Source organism: Micromonospora sp. CNB394, from assembly GCF_000374985.1.
GTDB lineage: Bacteria > Actinomycetota > Actinomycetes > Mycobacteriales > Micromonosporaceae > Micromonospora > Micromonospora marina.
In genome coordinates this window covers 377,547-398,144 of record NZ_KB895826.1, presented here as the reverse complement: position 1 = coordinate 398,144, position 20,598 = coordinate 377,547, and the positions used below count along the sequence as shown (strand labels likewise).

13 protein-coding genes are annotated in these 20,598 nt (G+C 72.8%); 1 reads left to right on the top strand and 12 read right to left on the bottom strand.

Annotation, left to right across the window (positions count from 1 at the left end):
- The 12 genes from C569_RS32085 to argS form a co-directional block, all read right to left on the bottom strand.
- A partial coding sequence (locus C569_RS32085) for a helix-turn-helix domain-containing protein (RefSeq protein ID WP_026268488.1) occupies window positions 1-251 on the bottom strand: 251 nt, incomplete at its 3' end.
- A 54-nt stretch (window positions 252-305) separates the two neighbouring features.
- Complete coding sequence (prfA, locus tag C569_RS0105820) at window positions 306-1,394, bottom strand: peptide chain release factor 1 (protein WP_018784855.1); 1,089 nt, start codon at window positions 1,392-1,394, stop codon at window positions 306-308.
- 88 nt (window positions 1,395-1,482) lie between these two features.
- The gene (rpmE, locus tag C569_RS0105815) at window positions 1,483-1,707 is read right to left on the bottom strand and encodes a 50S ribosomal protein L31 (RefSeq protein ID WP_018784854.1); all 225 of its coding nucleotides are present in this window, start codon (window positions 1,705-1,707) and stop codon (window positions 1,483-1,485) included.
- Window positions 1,708-2,248: 541 nt separating this feature from the next.
- Entirely contained in the window at window positions 2,249-5,683 is a 3,435-nt protein-coding gene (locus tag C569_RS0105805) for a phosphodiester glycosidase family protein (protein ID WP_018784852.1), read from the bottom strand.
- Between the two features lie 141 nt (window positions 5,684-5,824).
- Window positions 5,825-7,888 (bottom strand): transcription termination factor Rho, encoded by a 2,064-nt coding sequence (rho, locus tag C569_RS0105800; RefSeq protein ID WP_018784851.1) that lies wholly within the window; start codon window positions 7,886-7,888, stop codon window positions 5,825-5,827.
- 336 nt (window positions 7,889-8,224) lie between these two features.
- Window positions 8,225-9,127 (bottom strand): homoserine kinase, encoded by a 903-nt coding sequence (gene thrB / locus C569_RS0105795; RefSeq protein ID WP_018784850.1) that lies wholly within the window; start codon window positions 9,125-9,127, stop codon window positions 8,225-8,227.
- Between the two features lie 64 nt (window positions 9,128-9,191).
- Window positions 9,192-10,436, bottom strand: coding sequence for an MFS transporter (locus C569_RS0105790; protein ID WP_018784849.1), 1,245 nt, complete (start codon window positions 10,434-10,436; stop codon window positions 9,192-9,194).
- Between the two features lie 152 nt (window positions 10,437-10,588).
- Entirely contained in the window at window positions 10,589-13,831 is a 3,243-nt protein-coding gene (locus C569_RS0105785) for an efflux RND transporter permease subunit (protein WP_018784848.1), read from the bottom strand.
- A 225-nt stretch (window positions 13,832-14,056) separates the two neighbouring features.
- Window positions 14,057-15,106, bottom strand: a complete 1,050-nt coding sequence (gene thrC / locus C569_RS0105780) for a threonine synthase (RefSeq protein ID WP_026267751.1) — start codon at window positions 15,104-15,106, stop codon at window positions 14,057-14,059.
- Between the two features lie 111 nt (window positions 15,107-15,217).
- On the bottom strand, window positions 15,218-16,522 hold the full coding sequence (locus C569_RS0105775; protein WP_026267750.1) for a homoserine dehydrogenase: 1,305 nt from the start codon (window positions 16,520-16,522) through the stop codon (window positions 15,218-15,220).
- Complete coding sequence (gene lysA / locus C569_RS0105770) at window positions 16,519-17,928, bottom strand: diaminopimelate decarboxylase (RefSeq protein ID WP_018784845.1); 1,410 nt, start codon at window positions 17,926-17,928, stop codon at window positions 16,519-16,521. Before lysA ends, C569_RS0105775 begins: the two co-directional genes overlap by 4 nt.
- Before the next feature lie 60 nt (window positions 17,929-17,988).
- On the bottom strand, window positions 17,989-19,656 hold the full coding sequence (gene argS / locus C569_RS0105765) for an arginine--tRNA ligase (protein WP_018784844.1): 1,668 nt from the start codon (window positions 19,654-19,656) through the stop codon (window positions 17,989-17,991).
- A gap of 100 nt (window positions 19,657-19,756) precedes the next feature.
- Here argS and C569_RS0105760 point away from each other — a divergent pair, with 100 nt between their 5' ends.
- Window positions 19,757-20,593: a DUF3105 domain-containing protein gene (locus C569_RS0105760; protein WP_018784843.1), complete on the top strand. Its 837-nt coding sequence runs from the start codon at window positions 19,757-19,759 to the stop codon at window positions 20,591-20,593.
- Window positions 20,594-20,598: the final 5 nt, after the last annotated feature.

Below are 20,598 nucleotides of genomic sequence, written 5' to 3'. Positions count from 1 at the left end.
CGGGCCTGCTGTCGCGCCGTCAACGCCTTCTGCTCGTTCGCGCGGCGTCCCCGTCGACGGGCATCCAAAGCCCGGTTTCCCTTACGGTCGAAGGCATCCACCCACCGCCACACCGTCTTGGGCGCCACCTGAAACGCCCTCGCCGCAGCGGCCTGACTCATCCCCGCCTTCACCGCCGCGACCACCCGGCGACGCAGATCCTCCTGCGCCGCCGGGGAAAGCGACCGCGTATCACGCACCATCACACCCATACATAACCAACGATAACGGCATATTTGGGTTACGGGTCAATAACACCCCAGCGGTCAGCGGCGGGACAGCTCGGTCTCGCCGGCCAGCCGGGCCGCGCGGTCCGCCTCGGCCAGCGCGTCGAGCACCCCGTCCAGCTCGCCGGCCAGCGCCAGGTCGAGGTTGTACGCGGTGTAACCGATGCGGTGGTCGGTGATCCGGTTCTGCGGGAAGTTGTAGGTGCGGATCCGCTCGGACCGGTCCACGGTACGGACCTGCGCCTTGCGGGCGTCCGACGCCGCCGCGTCCGCCTGCTCCTGGGCAGCGGCCAGCAGCCGGGCGCGCAGGATACGCATGGCCTGCTCCCGGTTCTGCAACTGCGACTTCTCGTTCTGGCAGGAGACCACGATGCCGGTCGGCACGTGGGTGATCCGTACCGCCGAGTCGGTGGTGTTGACCGACTGCCCACCGGGGCCGGACGAGCGGAACACGTCGATGCGCAGCTCGTTCGGGTCGATGGTGACGTCCACGTCCTCCGCCTCGGGCAGCACCAGCACACCGGCGGCGCTGGTGTGGATCCGGCCCTGCGACTCGGTGACCGGGACGCGCTGCACCCGGTGCACGCCGCCCTCCCACTTGAGCCGGGACCAGACGCCGTTGCCGCCCTCCGGCACGCCCTTGCTCTTGATCGCCAGCGAGACGTCCTTGACGCCGCCGAGATCGGAGTCCTGCGCGTCGATCACCTCGGTGACCCAGCCGTGCCGCTCGGCGTACCGGGTGTACATCCGCAGCAGGTCACCGGCGAACAGCGCCGACTCCTCGCCGCCCTCGCCGGCCTTGATCTCCACGATCACGTCCTTGGCGTCGTGCGGGTCGCGCGGGATGAGCAGCTCCGCGAGCCGCTCCTCCAGCGCCGGCAGGGAGTCGGCGATGGTGTCCGCCTCGGCGGCGAAGGACGCGTCCTCGGCGGCCAGCTCCCGGGCGGCGGCCAAGTCGGCGCGGGCCTGCTCCAGTTCACCGGCCGCCTTGTGCAGCGGGACCAGTTCGGCGTACCGACGACCGACCCGCCGGGCGGTGCCCTGGTCGGCGTGGATGGCCGGGTCGGCCAGCCGCCGCTCCAGCTCGGCGTACTCGTCGAGGAGGGCGGCCAGGCGCTCACTGCTCATGCTGCGGATGCTCCTTGGAGATGGAACCGGCACAAACGGACGAACGCCCGCGTCCGGCAGAAGCCGGACACGGGCGTCGTCGACGGAGCTACTTGGCCTTCTTGGCCTGAACCTTGGCGTACTTCTGCTGGAACTTCGCGACCCGGCCGGCGGTGTCCAGCACGCGCTGCTTACCGGTGTAGAACGGGTGGCAGGCGCTGCAGGTCTCGACGCTGATGGCGCCGCCCTTGGCGGTGCTGCGGGTCGCGAAGGTGTTACCGCAGGAGCAGCGGACCTCGGTGGTCACGTACTCCGGGTGGATGTTGGGCTTCATGTCGCCTCGGTCCTTTCGTCGGTGGTCGCCGGGTCGCCGTCGGTGCGCCCCGTCGTCACGACGGGCTCGGGCGTGAACCGGAACCGGTGGCCGATTGACCAGTCTGCCACGGGCGTCTTCCACCCGGCACAGGAGGTCCGCCACCCCCAACGCCGGCCCACCCGTCAGCATTCCCGCCCCCACCCCACCCACTCCCCACGCCCACCCCCTCCTTCGGCCCCGGCCCTGGAGCTGGCTCACGCTCGGCGCGATCATGAGGTGAGCGGTACGTTCTGCCCGACTGGGCGAAGGGCGTGCCCAGGTCGCGGGCGAGTGGAACGCAGTGGGTGCCATCGGGCCGTTTTGACACCCATGGCGCTCCACTCGGGCGGGGAGCCGGGAGGGCGTGGACGCCGGGGACACCCGATGGGGCCGCTGGGGCGCTCGGGGCTGATGAGGGCTGGTCAGACTTACCGGACTGAGCCGGACGGCCCGCTGAGGTGACGGGCCCGCTGAGGTGGGCCGGGGCTCCTCCCCCAGGATGAGGAGCCCCGGCCCCGGATCAGGCCGCCGGAGCGAGGACCGCCGCGGCGGTGGTCACGGTCGCCTCGGCCTTGACGCCGTTCACGGTCACCGTGAGCAGGATCTGCACGCCGGGGCGCAACGCGGTGAGCTTGCCCGTGGCCGGGTCGAACCGGGCGGCGTGCCACGGTCGTACGCCCGCCAGACCGCCGATGTGCAGGTTCGGCGAGCCGGACCAGTCGGCGCTGACCGGTGCCGCCACCGGCACCTGCCGGCCGCTGGGCTGGGTCAGCGTGGCCGTGACGCCCTCCGGCGCCCCCCGGCGCACCTGCGCGGGCGCGGTCAGGGCGAGCCGGTCGACGTGGGCGTGCATCTCCGCGGCCACCCACTTCGGCCCCTCGGCCAGCGGGTCACGGCGGGCCCGCTCGGCCTCCCCCGGCGTCACCGGGTCCACGCCGAACTCGGTCCAGCCGGTGAACCCGCCGAGTGAGGCCGGCGTGGACGGGTCCTTGCCCGAGTTGCCGTTGATCACGTACGGCACGCCGTCCACCCGGTCGGCGTGGAACGTGCCGACGTGGCCGTTGACCATCAGCGCGCCCTTGCCGGTGCGGTGCTGGAAGTCCGCCAGCCACTGCTCGATTAGTGCCGCCTCCTTACGGTCGCCGAGCTGGCTGGCCCTGGCCGGGCTCGGGTCGCGCGGCGGGTGGTGGAAGAACACCGCCAACGAACCGACCGAGCGGTCGGCGGCGGCCTCGTCGAGCGTCCGGCGCAGCAGCTCCACCTGGTCGAACCCGCCTCCCCGCAGCGAGCCGGTGGCGGTGCTCAGCGTCAGGAACCGGGTGCCCCGGTGATCGAAGACGCGCGAGGTGTCCCCGAAGACGCTGCGGAAGTTGTCGATCGGCGCACCCATGATCTCGTGGTTGCCCGGCACGTAGTGGTACGGCACCTCGCCGCCCAACTCCTCGTCCAGGAGGCGCTTGGCCAGCGCGAAGTCCGCCGGGTAGGCGGTGTCCACGAAGTCACCGTTGATGATCAGGAAGTCCGGCCGGGCGGCGCGGACCTCGCGCAGCGTACGGCGGGCCTGGGCGACCAGGTCGCTGTCCGGATCAGCGGCGACGAACTGGGCGTCGGAGAGCACCGCGAAGCGCCAGGGCGCCCCGTCCACTGTGCCGTCTCGCACCACCACCCGGTCGGTGCGGTTGGGCTCCGGCGGCGCCTGCACGTCCGGCGGCACCCGGGCCACCAGGTCGTCGATCACCACCTCGCTGCGGTACTGCTCCGCCGGGTCGGTCTCGGCCACGTAGAACCGGCGCACCCGCACCGGGTACTGCACGCCCGGCGGCACGGCGAACTCGGCGTACTTCCAGCCGGTCCAGTCCAGGTACGGGCCGCGCAGCACGAACTGGGTGTCCTGCGCGTCGTGCAGGTGCAGGCTGGGCCACTCACCGGCGCCGTTCGCCTTGATCCACATACCGAACGCCTGCGGCTGGCCGGGCACGTCGATCCAGGCGGGCGGGTCGGCGTACGCGGCCCGGGTGCCGGTGGACTGGCTGAAGTCGTACGACATCCGCAGCCCGCCGCCGGTGCGCCCCTCGGCCGGGGCGACCGACCCGGAGGCGCGGGCCTGGCTGAACCGCCAGGACGCGGCGTCGTCGAATCCGGCCACCGGAACGTCGGTGAGCCCGACCGTCACCGGCAGGACCGTGCTGCGGTTGCCGACCCGCGCGGTGATCAGCGCCGAGCCGGTCGCGGCGAGCGCCTTGACGGACAGGTTGCCGTCGGCGGTGGGGGTGACGACGAGCAGGTCGTTGTCGTACTCCAGCTTCAGGTCGGCCGGCTCGATCGGCGCGGTGTTGCCCTCGGCGTCGTAGCCGACGACGCCGAACAGGCCGCTGTCACCGGCCCGGTCCAGGCCGACCCGGTCGACGGTGCCGTCGATACGCGCCAGCGGGCCGAGCACCGTCAGCTCGATGGTGCCCCGGGCCCGGCCGCGGGCGGCGGTGACCGTGCTGCGGCCGGGGACGACGGCCCGGAACACGCCGTCGCCGTCGACCCGGCCGTGGGTGGCGTGCCAGCGCGGCTGGCCGGCGGCCGGGCCGTACGTCTCGTCGTATCCGGCGGCGGTGAGCCGGCGGGTGAGGCCGGGGAAGACCCGGTCCGGCCGGCCGCCGCGCACCGGCGCGACACCGGGTGCGGCGGTCGGATCGCTGGCGGTCTCCAGCCAGTAGCCGGTGAGCCGGCCGCTGCCCTTCGGGGCGTAGACGGCGAGCCCGTTGGGCACCGGCCGCTCGCTGCCGTCGGAGGGGCTGTTCTCCACCTGGACCGTGGCCGCGCCCGGCTCCCGGGCGAGCAGCGTGGAGGAGCCGCCACCGTCGAGGTTGAGCGCGTTCGCGGCGCCCAGCTCGGCCATCATGCGGCCCATCTCGGTCTGCGTGACGCCCCGGCTGTCCACCTGCCGCCCGTCCACCGTCAGCATGATCATCTTGCGGCCGTCGGCGGAGAAGCCGACTGCCGTACGCGGAGCGAGCGACTGGTCGGCGATGCTCTGCACGACGCCGTCGCGGACCAGGACGTTGCCGCCGCCCACCGCGGCGCGCAGGTCACCGCCGTCGGAGGCCCGTGGCCGCCAGGTCAGGTCCACCGCGTCGCCGGGTCGCAGCGCGGCGAGCGCGTCGGCACCGGCCTCGCGGCCGAGCAGCACGGTGCTCCCGGCCGGGATCGGCCCCTCGCCCGCCGTGGTGGCGACGCTCGCCACCCGGCCGCCGGTCAGCGTCACCTCGACCGTCCGGGCCGCCCCCTCCACCGCCCGCTGCCGGGTGTACGACCCCCAGAGCGGCGTGAACACGCCCACGCCGTCGCGCTGCACCATGTTGTTGAACTGGGTGAGCGCCACCGGCCCGGCGGGCAGCGCCGCGGTGCCCTCGAAGCCGACCTGGACGATCCGGCCGATGCCCTGGGCGCTGATCCCGACGGCGTTGGGGTGCCCGGCGACCGGCGACTGCACCAGCTCGCCGGAGCGGACGCCGACGCCCTGGGCGGCGCCGGAGTTGTTGATGTCGAAGAAGTCGCCGTTCACCGCCGCGACGGCACGGGACCGGTCCACCGCGGCGCGCAGCGGCTCGTCCTTGGTGACCTCGCCGGAGTTCACGTAGTCCACTGTGAGCCCGCCGGCCAGGTCGGCGGTGAGGGCGTCGGCGCGCAGCCAGCCGGCCGCGTCGTACCTGTCGAAGGAGGTCAGGTCGAGGCCGGGCGCGACCGGCCGGGTGGTCTTGGCGGTTTCCAGGCCGCCGGCCGGTTCGGCACCGGCGAGCGCGACGGCGGAGTCGGGGCGGGACGAGGCGCGTGGCGCGTCCTCGGCGGCGGTGGCGGCCGGCGGCGCTGCCGTGGCGGCGGACGGCGGCGGCCCGGTGAGGGTCAGCAACGGCGTCAGCAGCAGGACGCCGGCGAGCTGGGCGGGTCGACTGCGGGTTCGCATGGACGACAGTCAACCCGATGATGAACAGAAGTTTCAATACCCACCGGCTTAACCGTAGAAAAACTTCACGGTCGCCGAACCGGTACGCGACGAGGGGCACGGCCGATACGGCCGTGCCCCTCGTTCGCCGGATCCGTCAGCTCACTCGCCCGGAGTGGACTTCGCGATCTGCATCAGGAACTCGATGTTGGTGCGGGACTGCTTGAGCCGGTCCAGCAGGAGGTCGAGCGCCGCCTGCGAGTCCAGCGAGTGCAGCACCTTGCGGAGCTTGTGGATGATCGCCAGCTCCTCCGGCGCGAGCAGGACCTCCTCCTTGCGGGTGCCGGAGGGGTTGATGTCGATCGCCGGGAAGACCCGCTTGTCGGCGATCTTCCGGTCCAGCTTCAGCTCGGCGTTACCCGTGCCCTTGAACTCCTCGAAGATGACCGTGTCCGCCATGGACCCGGTCTCCACCAGCGCGGTGGCGAGAATGGTCAGCGAGCCGCCGTTCTCGATGTTGCGCGCCGCACCGAGGAAGCGCTTGGGCGGGTAGAGCGCGGTGGAGTCGATACCACCCGACATGATCCGGCCGCTGGCCGGCGCCGCCAGGTTGTACGACCGCCCGAGCCGGGTCACCGAGTCGAGCAGCACGACCACGTCGTGCCCCAGCTCGACCAGGCGCTTCGCCCGCTCGATCGCCAGCTCGGCGACCGTGGTGTGGTCCTGCGGCGGACGGTCGAACGTGGCCGCGATGACCTCGCCCTTCACCGACCGCTGCATGTCGGTGACCTCTTCCGGCCGCTCGTCGACCAGCACCACCATCAGGTGGCACTCCGGGTTGTTGCGAGTGATCGCGTTCGCGATCGCCTGCAGCACCATCGTCTTACCGGCCTTCGGCGGCGACACGATGAGCGCCCGCTGGCCCTTGCCGATCGGCATGACCAGGTCGATCACCCGGGTGGTGAGGATGTGCGGCTCGGTCTCCAGCCGCAGGCGCTCCTGCGGGTAGAGCGGCGTGAGCTTGTAGAACTCCGGCCGGCGCTTCGCCTCGTCCGGCTCCATCCCGTTGATGGTGTCCAGCCGGACCAGCGGGTTGTACTTGTCGCGCCGCTGCTCGCCGTCCCGCGCGGCCCGCACGGCACCGGTGATCGCGTCACCCCGGCGCAGGCCGTACTTCTTGATCTGGGACATCGAGACGTACACGTCGTTCGGGCCGGCCAGGTAGCCGGTGGTCCGGACGAAGGCGTAGTTGTCGAGCACGTCGATGATGCCGGCCACCGGGACGAGCACGTCGTCCTCGCCGACCTGCGGCTCGCGGCCGCCACCGCCGTCGCCCTCGCCCCGCTCGCCGCGACCGCGACGACGGTCCCGGAACCGGCTGCGCCGGCCCCGCCGGCCGCCGCCCTCGTCGTCGTCGCCGTCGTTGTCCCGCTCGGCGCGCTGACCACGGTCGTTGCGGTCACCACGATCGTTGCGGTCGTTGCGGTCGCCGCCCCGGTCGCCGCGCTCGTTCCGGTCGTTGCGCTCGGCGCGCTCGCCCCGCTCGTTGCGGTCACCCCGCTCGTTGCGCTCGCCCCGGTCGTTGCGGTCACCCCGGTCGTTGCGGTCACCGCGCTCGTTGCGGTCACCCCGGTCACCACCACGGTCGGCCCGCTCGCCGCCGCGGTCGGCCCGGTCAGCGCCGCGCTCACGACCCCGGCCCTCGTTGCGCTCACCGCGCTCGGCCCGGTCGCCACGCTCGCCGGTCTCGGCGGGCGCCTCCTCGGCGCGCGTCGTCTCGGCCGGCCGCGCCTCGGTCGCCGGCGCCTCGGCCGGTCGCGCCTCGGTGGTCGTGGCGGCGGCCCGGCTGCGGCGACCGCGGGTGCGCCCCTCGGTCACCTCGGCGGCCGGCGCCTGCTCGGCGGGGCGTGCCTCGGCCCGCTCCTCACGGACCTCCGCGTGCACCTCCTCCCGGGCGGGAGCGGACGCAGCCGCCACCTCGGCTCGCGGTCGAGGGGTTCCGGCCGCGGCGCCGCCCTGCTGCCGCTCGGTGATGGCACTGATCAGCTCGCCCTTGCGCATGCGAGCGGTGCCCGAGATGCCGAGCGAAGCGGCCAGGCTCTGGAGCTCCGGCAGCAGCATCGCCGACAGACCGGTGCCGCTCCGCCGGCGGCGCGTGGGGGCGGCGGTGGTGGCATCGCCAGCGACGTTGGAAACATCCGACGTCATGTCGGTGGTGTCGCTCAATGGATTCCTTCCCTCGATAGGCCGGGGCTGCCCGGAGTCGTGGAACCAGGTGGCCGGGCGGCCTCGGTGCACCCGCCTCGCATGGACGCGTCGCGGGAGTCTGTGACACAGCAGCCGGTGGTTTCCCGACTCACCACCATCGGTGAGCAGGTCTCGCCGTCTGCGGCGACCTGTGGAAACTGCGGTGCGGCGTGGGCCTTGAGCAGGGGTGACGGGCTACCGCCGAGAGCTTCGGGGTGCGCCGAACCGCAGGAAGATCGCATGCTTCGCGGCTGTGCTAGGTCTAGAGCGTAATCGCCTCGTCCGACCTGCGGCAACAGGGCCCCGCTCGGCGTGTCAAACTCTACCCCGGATGACCCGGGCACCGCTGACATCTATCGGCAACTCCCACCGCCGCCAATCTGTTCCCGCCTGGAACCCCGCCGGAACCTCGGACAGGGCCAGCACGGTCGGACCCGCCCCACTGACCACAGCCGCCACATCCGCCACACGAAGCGCGGCGACGAGTGCCGCCGTGCCCGGCATCCCCGGGGCCCGCTGGTCCTGGTGCAGCCGGTCGACGGTGGCGGGCAGCAGCAGCGCGGGATCGGCCGTCAACGCGTGCACCAGCAGGGCCGCCCGGCCCGCGTTCGACGCCGCGTCGGCGTGCGGCACGGTGGCCGGCAACGCCGCCCGGGCCACCGAGGTCAGGCCCCGCTCGGCGGGCACGAAGACGGTCGGCCGCACGGCCGTCGCCACCGGCAGCGAAACCGCCCGCGCGCCGCCCGGCTCGGTCCAGGCGATCGTGAAGCCACCGAGCAGGCAGGGGGCGACATTGTCCGGGTGCCCCTCCAGCTCGGCCGCCAGTCGCAGCGCGGCGTCGTCGTCCATCCGCCGGTCGCCGTCGGCCACCAGCGCGCGGGCCGCCAGCACCCCGGCCACGATGGCCGCCGACGACGAGCCGAGCCCGCGGGCCTGCGGGATGCGGTTGACGCACTCCAGCGCCAGGCCGGCCGGCTGCGCGCCGAGCGCGTCGAAAGCGGCCCGCATCGCGGTGACGATCAGGTGCCGCTCGTCCGACGGCAGCTCCCCCGCGCCCTCGCCGGTGACCGACACCCGTACGCCGCCGTCCGTCACCTCGGCCGCGACGTCGTCGTGGCGGCCCAGGGCCAGCCCGAGCGCGTCGAAGCCGGGGCCCAGGTTGGCGCTGGTCGCGGGCACCCGGACCCGCACCGGGCCGGGGGTGAATGTGGTCGGCACCGGCTCATGCTAGGACGTCACCCCGACAGCCCGGCCGGACCGCCCGGAGCGTGGGACCGGCGCGTCAGCCGGCCCGCTCCGGGGCCGGCGCGTCGATCGGGTCGGTGAGCGAGAGCCGCCGGGTGGCGAACCGCCAGCCGATCGCGTACACGACGGTGACCAGGCCACATCCGGCCAGCACGGTGCGCTCGTCCACCCGGTCCACCACGAGCGCCACCACCAGCTGGCTCACCGCGATGGCGAGCGTCGCCAGCATCATGTCGGTGGCGAAGACCCGGCCGCGCAGCCGGTCCGGCACCTCGCCCTGCAACGCGTAGTTGGACAGCACCCAGTTGCTGCCGCCGCCCAGGTGGGCCAGGAACACCAGGACCAGCACCAGCGGGAACCAGGTCACCACCGAGGCGCCCAGATAGGCCAGGCCGTACATCGACATGGACAGCGCCAGGCCGGTGAGCAGCCAGGCCCGGTTGCTCAGCACCCGGCGCATCATGATCGGGCCGACCAGGGCGCCGGCACCGCGGGCGGCGAAGAGCAGCCCGGCGCCGACCGCGCCCACTCCGTACACCCCGGCGAGCAGCGGGAAGACGGTGAGCACGCCGTTGCCCAGCCCGACCGCCGACTTGACAGTGACCAGCGCCAGCACGCGCGGGCGGTGGGCGATGTAGCGCAGTGCCTCGCGGATCGCCGCCCAGGTGCGCGGCACCGTCGCCGCCGGGTCGCGCGGCGCCTGCAGCGGCCGGCGGATCAACGCGGCCAGGCCCGCGGCGGCGACCAGGCCGACGGCGGCCACCCAGAAACTGGCGTACGGGCCGGCGGCGGCGCTCAGGATCCCGCCGAGCGAGGCGCCGACCACTGTCATCGTGCCCCAGGCCGAGCCGGCCACCGCGTTACCGGCGGCCAGGTCCTCCGGGTCGACCACGTTCGGCAGCGCGGCCTGGGCGGCGGGCGAGTAGAACGCCTTCGCCACCGCCACCAGCGCGATCGCCGCCAGCGCCAGCCAGGCCGTACCGGCGCTTCGCACGCCGAGCAGCAGCGACACCCCGGCCAGCGCGCCCACGTTCGCCACCATCATCACCTTGCGGCGGTCGAACCGGTCGGCGACGGTCCCGGCGTACGGGAGCAGCAACGCGGTCGTGCCGGTGTCCACCGCCAGCACAAGCGCACCCCAGACGCCGCTGCCGGTCAGGTCGGGCAGCAGCACCAGCAGCGGCACCATGACGAACCAGTCCGCGCCGAAGACCACCAGCTCGGCGAGGAACAGATGGCGGAAGTCGCGGTTGCGGACGAGGACCGAGAGGGTGGGTGACACGCGGGCACCCTACCGGGCCGCCCCGGGCACGGCAGCGGCTCCGACCGTGTGGAGCACCACAGGGTCCGCTGGCGGGCGGAAGCCGTCGTCGAAGCTCGCTCTGTGCCGCGCGAGGCGGCGGGAGGGGCCCGCGCGGGGCCCCTCCCGGTTCGTCATTCGGTGGGCGGGAGCGGCGACTGGCGGCTCTTGGGCAGGCGCAGCACCTCGAACTGGTCGGTGCCGTCGACGAGCGCGCCGGACGGACGAGCGGGCGGCGGCGCGACCTCGGCCCGTTCCTCGGCCCGTTCCCCGCCGCCGCCGACCGCCACCGGCACCGGGTCCGGCTGCGGCTCGACCGGCTCGGGAGCGCCGCCCCGCCGCCGGTTCCGGAACGAGCCCTTGGTGCGCTCGACCATGGTGTAGAGCGTCGGCACCAGCACCAGCGTCAGCAGCGTCGAGCTGAGCAGGCCGCCGATCACCACGACCGCGAGCGGCTTGGAGATGAATCCGCCCTCACCGGTCAGGCCGAGCGCCATCGGCAGCAACGCGAAGATGGTGGCGACGGCGGTCATCAGGATCGGCCGCAGGCGGCGCCGGCCGCCCTCGACCACCGCCTCGGTCACGTCCATGCCCTGGGCCCGGTACTGGTTGATCAGGTCCAGCAGCACGATCGCGTTCGTCACCACGATGCCGACCAGCATGAGCACGCCGATCAACGCCGGCACGCCCAGCGGCGTACCGGTGACCAGCAGCAGCCCGATCGCGCCGGTCGCGGCGAACGGCACCGAGATCAGCAGGATCAGCGCCTGGGTCAGGCTGCGGAACGTCGCCACCATGATCAGGAAGACGATCGCGATGGCCGCCAGCACCGCCAGACCGAGGTCCGCGAACGCGTCCGCCTGGTCGGCGCTCACGCCGCCGATCACGTACGTGGCACCCGGCACGTCCAGCGCGTCCAGCCGCTTCTGCAGCTCCTGGGTGGTGGCGCCGAGGTTCGAGCCGGTCGCCGTGCCGGTGACCGAGACGCTGCGCTCCCCGTCGATCCGGGTCACCTGCTGCGGGCCGTCGACCTGCTCGACGTCCGCGATCGCGTCCAGCGGCACCGCGCCGACCCGCAGCGCCCGCAGCTCCTCGACGGTCAGCGGCGGACGGGCGCCGCTGCTCAGCACCACGTTCTGCGCCGTACCGTCGAGCGTCACCTGCCCGAGCGGCGCTCCCCGGTACGTCTGCGCGACGAGCTGCCCGACGGCCGCCTCGGTGAGACCCGCGCGGGCCGCGGCCACCCGGTCCACTGTGACCTCGACGCGCGGCACCTGGGTGGCCAGGCTGCTGGTGACGTCCTCCACGCCCGGCGTGCCGGACATCGCACCCCGTACCGCCTCGGCCGCCCGGGTCAGCGTCGCCTGGTCGGCGGCCTGCACGACCACCTCGACCTGGTTGGCGGAGGCGTTCTGCCCGCCGCCGAACGTGACCTCGCCGACGTCCGCGCCGAGCGCGTCGAGCTCCTTCCGCAGGCCCTGCCGTACCGTCGCGGCGTCGGTGTCGTCGGAGAGCGACAGCGACCAGGTGGCCCGGTCGCTGCCGCCACCGGCGAACGGGTTGTCGCCGCCGCCGGCGCTGACCTGGTAGGTCTCCACCCCCGGCGTACGCCGCAGCACCTCCTCGACGCGCGCGGCGGCCCGGTCGGTGCCGGCGAGCGAGGTGCCGGGCGGCATCTCCTGCCGGATGGCGAGCGTGTCCTGGCCGGAGTCGTCCAGGAAGTTGGTCTCGAGCTTCTGCGCCAGGCCGAACGTGCCCAGCAGCACGAGCAGGCCGACACCCACTGTCGCCCAGCGGGTCTGCCGGGAGCGGGTGGCGAAGTCGATCACCGGTAGGTACGCCCGCTGCAACGGGTTGCGCAGTTCCTTCTCCTCGGCGGCCCGCCGGGCGGCGGCGTCGTCGGCACCGCCGCGCGGCCGCAGGAACCAGTACGCCAGCACCGGGATGACGGTCAGCGACACCAGCAGCGAGGCGAGCAGCGCCACCGTCACGGTGATCGCGAACGGGGCGAACAGCTGCCCGACGAAGCCGCCCACCAGAGCGATCGGCGCGAACACGGCGACCGTGGTGAGCGTGGACGCGGTCACCGCGCCGGCCACCTCACGGACCGCGGTGAGGATCGCGTCCCGTTTCGGTTCGCCGTACTCCAGATGACGTTTGATGTTCTCCAGCACCACGATGGAGTCGTCCACCACCCGCCCGACGGCGATGGTCAGCGCGCCGAGGGTGAGCAGGTTCAGCGAGTAGTCGCCGGACCAGAGCACGATCAGCGCGACCAGCACCGACAGCGGGATGGACACCGCGGTGACCACCGTCGAGCGCACCGACAGCAGGAACACCAGGATCACCACGACGGCCATGACCAGGCCCAGCAGGCCCTCGGTGGTCAGGCTCTCGATGGACTTCTCGACGAACGGGGCCTGGTCGAAGACCACTGTCAGCTCGGCCCCGGAGGCCGCCGACAGCTCGTCCAGCCGGTCCCGGATCTCGTGCGAGATGTCCACCGCGTTGCCGTCCGGAGCGGCGGTCACCGCGATGCCGAGGCTCGGCTTGCCGTTGGTCCGGGTGAACGAGGTGGCCGGGGCGAGCTGCTGCTCCACGGCGGCGACGTCGCCGAGGCGTACCGGGGCGGCGGGTGCCGTGGTCAGCACGATCCCGCGCAGGTCGTCGATCGTACGGATCGGCGTGCCCACCTGCACCGGCAGCGACCGGTCGCCGTCGGCGAGCGCGCCCGCCGGCACCGCCACGCCGTTGCTCTTGAGCGCCGACGCGATGGCGGTCGGCGCCACCTTGGCGGCGGCCAGCTTCACCGGGTCCGGCGTGATCGTCACGACCTGGTTCCGGGCGCCGGTGACGTCCACCGAGCGGACCCCGTCCAGCGCCTCCAGCTCCGGCACGACGGCGCTGCGCAGCTTCTCCGCCAGCGCCCGCTCGTCGCCGTCACCGGTCGCGGCGACCACCACCGCGGGCAGGTCGTCGGTGCTACCGGCGATCACCTGCGGGTCGACGCCCTCGGGCAGCTGGGAGTCGATCCGGTTGAGCGCGGTCTCCATCTTGTTGACCACGTCGTCCAGGTCGGTGCCGAACTCGTACTGCACCTGGACCGTCGCCGAGCCCTCGCGCGAGGTCGAGGTGACCTCGTCCAGGCCCGGGATGCCTTTGAGGCTGTTCTCGATCGGCTCGGCGACCTGGGATTCCACGATCTCCGGCGCGGCGCCCGGGTACGTCGCCACGATGAACGCGGCGGGGAACTCCAGCGACGGCAGGAGCTGCTGCTTCAGCGACGGCACGGCGAACAGGCCGAACGCCGTGGTCACCAACGCGACGAGGGCGATCAGACCTCGGTTGGCGAGACTGAATCTGGCGAGCAGCGACATCGGCGTTATTCACTCCTGGAGAGGTGTCTGCGGGGGCGTCTTGAGTCTGCCGCACGCCCCGACACTCCCGGCATCCGCCCCAGCCGATCGCACCGCCGTGCTTCGAGGTCGCCTGTGCCCGCCTGAGCACACCACCCCGCTCTTGATCGACTCCGCTTCGCCGAAGTTGCTGCATCACTCCCACCCGCACCCCGCCACCTCCCCGAACTAGAGTCGGTCAGAGGTTCAGACGAGGTCGAGAGAGCGGGCGGCGGCCAGCGCGTCGTTGGCGATGGTCACCGGCGCCGGGGCGGTGGAGATGGCCCACTCCGGGTCCTTCAGGCCGTGCCCGGTAACCGTGCACACCACCCGCGATCCGGCCGGCACCCGGCCCGCCGCTGCCTGCTGGAGCAGACCGGCGACGCTCGCCGCGCTGCCCAGCTCGACGAAGACGCCCACCTCGCGGGCCAGCAGCCGGTACGCCGACAGGATCTCCCGGTCGCTGACCGCCGAGATCAGCCCGTCGGAGGCGTCCCGCGCATCGATGGCCTTCGTCCAGCTCGCCGGGTTGCCGATCCGGATGGCGGTGGCGATCGTCGACGGCTCCGGCACCACCTGACCGGTGACGATCGGAGCTGCGCCGGCCGCCTGGAAGCCGTACATCCGGGGTGCCTTCGTGGCGTTGCCGTCACGCCGGTCCTCGGAGTAGCCCATCCAGTACGCGGTGATGTTGCCGGCGTTGCCGACCGGCAGGCAGTGGATGTCGGGCGCGTCGCCGAGCGCCTCGACGATCTCGAACGCGGCGGTCTTCTGGCCGTGCAGCCGGTCGATGTTGACGGAGTTGACAAGCGCGACCGGGTAGTCCTGGGCGAGCTTGCCGGCGAGCCCGAGACAGTCGTCGAAGTTGCCCTGCACCTGGAGCAGCTTCGCGCCGTGCACGAGCGCCTGGGCCAGCTTGCCCAACGCGATCTTGCCCTGCGGCACCAGCACTGCGCAGGTGATCCCGGCCCGGGCCGCGTACGCGGCGGCGGAGGCGCTGGTGTTGCCGGTGGAGGCGCAGATGATCGCCTTGTCACCCGCCTCGACGGCCTTCGAGACCGCGACCGTCATGCCGCGGTCCTTGAACGAGCCGGTCGGATTGGCGCCCTCGACCTTCAGCCACACGTCCGCGCCGACCCGGGCGGAGAGCACCGGCGCCGGCAGCAGCGGCGTGTCGCCCTCGTGCAGCGTGACGACGGGAGTCGCCCCGGTGACCGGCAGCCGATCCCGGTACGCCTCGATCAGTCCGCGCCACATCTCGTGCTCCTCGCCTCGTCGCCCCGATCCGGGGCCTGCCACCAGCGTGGACCAGCCGGCCCGGCCGGCCACCGGCACACCCTGCTCTAACCATCAGGCGGGACGCGTCGGTTACGCGCCACCCTCCACCCGCAGCACGCTCGTCACCGAGCGGACGATGTCGAGCCCGCGCAGCTCACCGACTGTCGCCGCGAGCGCCGCGTCGGGCGCGACGTGGGTGACGATGACCAGTTCGGCGTCCCCGCCGGCCGGTCCCTGCCGCACGGTGGCGATGGAGACCTCGTGCCGGGCGAAGACGCCCGCCACCCCGGCCAGCACGCCCGGCCGGTCGGCCACGTCGAGGCTGATGTGGTAGCGGGTGAGCGCCTCGCCCATCGGCCGTACCGGCAGGTCCGCGTACGCCGACTCGCTCGCCGCGTGCACCCCGGCGAGGCGGTTGCGGGCCACCGCCACCACGTCGCCGAGCACCGCGCTGGCGGTGGGCGCACCACCGGCGCCCCGGCCGTAGAACATGAGCTGCCCGGCGGCGTCGGCCTCGACGAAGACCGCGTTGAACGCGTCGCCGACGCTCGCGAGCGGGTGCGTCAACGGGATCATCGCCGGGTGCACCCGGACGTTGACTGTCTCCCGGCCCGCCGCGTCCGCGCCCCGGGCCGCGATGCAGAGCAGCTTGATCGTGCAGCCCATGGCCTTGGCGCTGGCCACGTCGGCGGCGGTCACCTCGGTGATGCCCTCGCGGTGCACGTCGGCGGCGGTCACCCGGGTGTGGAACGCCAGCGAGGCGAGGATGGCGGCCTTGGCGGCGGCGTCGAAGCCCTCCACGTCGGCCGTCGGGTCGGCCTCGGCGTACCCCAGCTCGGTGGCCTCCTCCAGCGCCTCGGTGAACCCGGCGCCGGTGGCGTCCATCGCGGAGAGGATGAAGTTCGTGGTGCCGTTCACGATGCCGGTGACCCGGGTGATCCGGTCCCCGTGCAGCGAATCGCGCAGCGGGCGCAGCAGCGGGATCGCCCCGGCGACGCTGGCCTCGTAGTAGAGGTCGGCGCCACCCTCGGCGGCGGCGTCGTGCAGTGTCGCACCGTCCTCGGCGAGCAGCGCCTTGTTGGCGGTGACCACGCTCTTGCCCGCGCGCAGCGCCTCGACCAGCCAGCCCCGGGCCGGCTCGATGCCGCCGACCACCTCGACCACCACGTCCACGTCGTCGCGCTTGATCAGCCCGAGCGCGTCGGTGGTGAACAGCGCCGGGTCGACCGGCAGGTCACCGCGGTCACGGCCGATCCGGCGTACGGCGATCCCGGCGATCTCCAGCGGGGCGCCGATCCGGGCGGCGAGGTCTTCCGACTGCTCGTGCAGCAGCCGGACCACGTCGCTGCCGACAGTGCCGCAGCCGAGCAACGCCAAGCGAACCGGTGAGGTCATCCCACATCCAATGCCAGCAGGTCGTCTTCGGTCTCCCGGCGGACGATCAGCCGCGCCCGACCTTCGCGGACGGCGACGACCGGGGGCCGCGGGACATGGTTGTAGTTGCTCGCCATGCTCCGGCAGTAGGCCCCGGTGCCGGGCACCGCGACAAGATCTCCGGGCTGCACGTCGGCGGGCAGGAATTCATCCTTCACCACGATGTCCCCGGACTCACAGTGCTTTCCCACCACGCGGGCGAGCATCGGCCGTGCGGCCGAGGTGCGGTTCGCCAGCGTGGCCGAGTACGAGGCGTCGTAGAGCGCGGTACGGATGTTGTCGCTCATCCCCCCGTCCACGCTGACATAAGCACGACCGTCGGCTGCGTCACCGCCAGTGCCCAGGGGCACGGACTTGACGGTCCCGACCTCGTAGAGCGTGAACACGGCCGGGCCGACGATCGCCCGGCCCGGCTCGATCGACAGGTGCGGCACCGCGAGGTTCTCCGCCGCGCACTCCCCGTCCACGATCTTGCGCAGCCGCTTCGCCAGGTCGTGCGGCGACGCCGGGTCGTCCTGCGTGGTGTACGCGATGCCGAAGCCGCCGCCCAGGTCCAGCTCGGGCAGCTGCACACCGCGGGCGTCACGGATCTGCGACTGGAGGGCGAGCACCCGGCGGGCGGACACCTCGAAGCCGCCGGCGTCGAAGATCTGCGACCCGATGTGGGAGTGCAGCCCGCGCAGCTCCAGCACGTCCTCGTCGAGGATCTTGAACGCGGCCGCCGCGGCGGCCCCGCCCGCCAGCGAGAACCCGAACTTCTGGTCCTCGTGCGCGGTCGCGATGAACTCGTGGGTGTGCGCCTCCACGCCGACGGTGACCCGGACCAGCACCTTCGGGCGTACCCCGCGCTCGCGGGCCAGCGCGGAGAGCCGGTCGATCTCGGTGAACGAGTCGACGATGATCCGGCCCACACCGGCGTCGAGCGCGCGGGTCAGCTCCGCCACCGACTTGTTGTTGCCGTGGAAGCCGATCCGCGCCGGCTCCATCCCGGCCGACAGCGCGGTGGCCAGCTCGCCGCCGGTGCAGACGTCGAGGAACAAGCCCTCCTCGGCGATCATCCGGACCACGGCGCGGCACAGGAACGCCTTGCCGGCGTAGTAGACGTCCGCGTCCGGAAAGGCCGCGCGGAACTCGCGGCAGCGCTCGCGCAGATCGCCCTCGTCCAGCACGTACGCCGGTGTGCCGTACTCCGCGGCCAGGTCGCGGACGTCCAGGCCCGCGACGGTGAGCGCGCCGCCGGGGCCGCGCGCCACGTTGCGCGGCCACAGTTGCGGCACCAGGGCGTTGACGTCGACCGGGGTACGCAGCCAGGCCGGCCCCCGCCCGCCGATCTCACCGTGCAGTGCACCTGCCTCGTGAGCCCGCATGTCTACTCGTCTCCGCTTCGCGACTGCTGGGCTCGCAAGCTCACTCCTCGCGCTCGCACGCTACATCCGCTCCGGCGCGGACACCCCGAGCAGGTGCAGGCCGTTGGCGATGACCACCCGGGTGGCGTCGTTGAGCCAGAGCCGCGCCCGGTGGGTGTCGGTGATCTTCTCGTCGCCCTGCGGGGCGATCCGGCAGTTGTCGTAGAACCGGTGGTACGCCTGCGCCACGCTCTCCTCCAGGTAGCGGGCCACCCGGTGCGGTTCGCGCAGCTCGGCGGCGGTGGCCACCACGGCCGGGAACTCCGCGAGTGCCTTGAGCAGCTCGTTCTCCTTGTCGTGCCCGAGCAGCTCCGGCTGGAACGCGGCGGCGTCACCACGGGTCAGCCCGATCTCGGCCGCGTTGCGGGCCACACCTGCGGTACGGGCCGCGACGTACTGCACGTAGTAGACCGGGTTGTCGTTCTTGGCCCGGGTCCACAGCTCCACGTCGATGTCGATGGGCGAGTCGGCCGAGTAGCGGGCCAGCGCGTACCGGGCGGCGTCCACGCCGATCGCGTCGACCAGGTCCTCCAGCGTGACCACGGTGCCGGCCCGCTTGCTCATCCGCACCGGGGCGCCGTCGCGGACCAGGTTGACCAGCTGGCCGATGAGGATCTCCAGGTTGCGCGCCGGGTCGTCGCCGAAGCACGCGGACATCGCCTTCATCCGGCCGATGTAGCCGTGGTGGTCGGCGCCCAGCATGATCACGACCCGGTCGAAGCCGCGCTCCCGCTTGTTCAGGTAGTAGGCGCAGTCGGCGGCGAAGTAGGTCCACTCCCCGTTGGACTTGCGCAGCACCCGGTCCTTGTCGTCGCCGAACTCGGTGGTGCGCAACCAGGTCGCGCCCTCGGACTCGACGACGTGCCCCTGCTCCCGCAGCCGGTCCAGCGCCGCGTCCAGCGCGCCGCCGTCGTGCAGGTCCTTCTCGTTGAAGTAGGTGTCGAACTCGACCCCGAAGTCGCGCAGCGAAGACTTGATCTCGGCGAACATCAGCTGGACGCCCTCGTTGCGGAACACCTCCTGGGCGGCGTCCTCGGGAAGGTCCAGCACGTCCGGCCGCAACCGGACCACAGCGGCGGCGATCTCCGCGATGTACGCGCCGCCGTAGCCGTCCTCCGGCGCGGGCTCGCCCGTGGCGGCGGCCAGCAGCGAGCGGGCGAACCGGTCGATCTGGGAGCCGGCGTCGTTGAAGTAGTACTCCGTACCCACGTCGGCGCCGGTGGCGCGGAGCAGGCGGCTGAGCGCGTCGCCGACGGCCGCCCAGCGGACCCCGCCGATGTGCACCGGGCCGGTCGGGTTCGCCGAGACGAACTCCAGGTTGATCCGCTGGCCGGCGAGCGTGTCGCTGCGCCCGTACGCCGGACCGGCCTCGACGATGACCTTGGCGAGCTGACCGGCGGCGGCCGCGTCCAGTCGGACGTTCAGGAAGCCGGGCCCGGCGATCTCCACCGACTTGATCCCCGGCGCCTTGGCCAGCTCGTCGGCCAGCGCTGTCGCCAGCTCCCGCGGCGGTACGCCCACCTTCTTGCTGAGCTGGAGCGCCAGCGTCGAGGCGTAGTCACCGTGATCGGGGTTACGGGGTCGCTCGACGGTGGTCTGCGCGGGCAGCGCGGCACGGTCCAGTCCCCGCTCGTCGAAGACGGCGTGGGCTGCGGCGAGGACGACCTCGGCGAGTTCTGCGGGAGTCACCGAACCATGTTATCGGGGGTAGACTCGGGCACCGCGGAGGCGACCCAGCATGTGAACCGGCCCCGCGCTCCCCCCTGACCGACCGACCTGACGAGGCACGATGAGCATCAGCACCCCGGGCGGCCCGGAGCGCCGCCCGACCGTGGTCAGCACCGGCAAGAAGCCGGCCGCCGGCCGGCCCGCGGCTGCCGACAAGCCCGCCGCGAAGGCCGGCTCGGGCAAGGCCGGGGGCGGCAAGGGCACGCCACGGCCGGGCGCCGGGGGCAAGGGCCGCAAGCCGGTCGCCCCGGTCAAGGTGAGCCAGGGCCGTTCCTGGGGCCCGATCGCCCTCTTCGTCGCGGTCGGCGTCCTGGCCGTGGGCATCATCGGCGTCGGCGCGTGGGCGGTCTACCAGGGCGGCCAGCCGTGGCAGAAGCGCGCCGAGGCGATCGACGGCATCGTCGACTACCGCGCCAAGGACAAGGACCTGGTCAAGGGCGGCAACCACCAGGCCGGCGTGATCAAGTACGACATCACCCCGCCGGTCGGCGGCCCGCACAACCAGGCATGGCAGAACTGCATGGGTGACGTCTACGACGCACCGATCGCCAACGAGCACGCGGTGCACAGCCTGGAGCACGGCACGGTCTGGATCACCTACCGTCCGGACCTGCCCGCCGACCAGGTGGAGAAGCTCCGCAGCAAGGTGCAGGGCAAGGAGAAGATGATGCTCAGCCCCTTCGAGGGGCTGGACAAGCCGATCTCGCTCCAGGCCTGGGGCTACCAGCTCAAGGTCGACAACGCCGACGACGGCCGGATCGACGACTTCATCAAGACCCTGCGGGTGAACGCCTCCATCGAGGGCCCCAACGCCCTCTGCGACCAGGGCGTCACCGCCACCGGCACCACCCCGCGCGACAACCTGCAGAACACCATGCCCCAGCAGCCCACCCAGTGAGGACG

What these genes read in the sequence shown, in the direction of transcription:
- prfA (WP_018784855.1), bottom strand. Translation starts at nt 1,394, where the DNA reads ATGAGCAGTGAGCGCCTGGCCGCCCTCCTCGACGAGTACGCCGAGCTG.
- rpmE (WP_018784854.1), bottom strand. Translation starts at nt 1,707, where the DNA reads ATGAAGCCCAACATCCACCCGGAGTACGTGACCACCGAGGTCCGCTGC.
- C569_RS0105805 (WP_018784852.1), bottom strand. Translation starts at nt 5,683, where the DNA reads ATGCGAACCCGCAGTCGACCCGCCCAGCTCGCCGGCGTCCTGCTGCTG.
- C569_RS0105785 (WP_018784848.1), bottom strand. Translation starts at nt 13,831, where the DNA reads ATGTCGCTGCTCGCCAGATTCAGTCTCGCCAACCGAGGTCTGATCGCC.
- thrC (WP_026267751.1), bottom strand. Translation starts at nt 15,106, where the DNA reads ATGTGGCGCGGACTGATCGAGGCGTACCGGGATCGGCTGCCGGTCACC.
- C569_RS0105775 (WP_026267750.1), bottom strand. Translation starts at nt 16,522, where the DNA reads ATGACCTCACCGGTTCGCTTGGCGTTGCTCGGCTGCGGCACTGTCGGC.
- lysA (WP_018784845.1), bottom strand. Translation starts at nt 17,928, where the DNA reads ATGCGGGCTCACGAGGCAGGTGCACTGCACGGTGAGATCGGCGGGCGG.
- C569_RS0105760 (WP_018784843.1), top strand. Translation starts at nt 19,757, where the DNA reads ATGAGCATCAGCACCCCGGGCGGCCCGGAGCGCCGCCCGACCGTGGTC.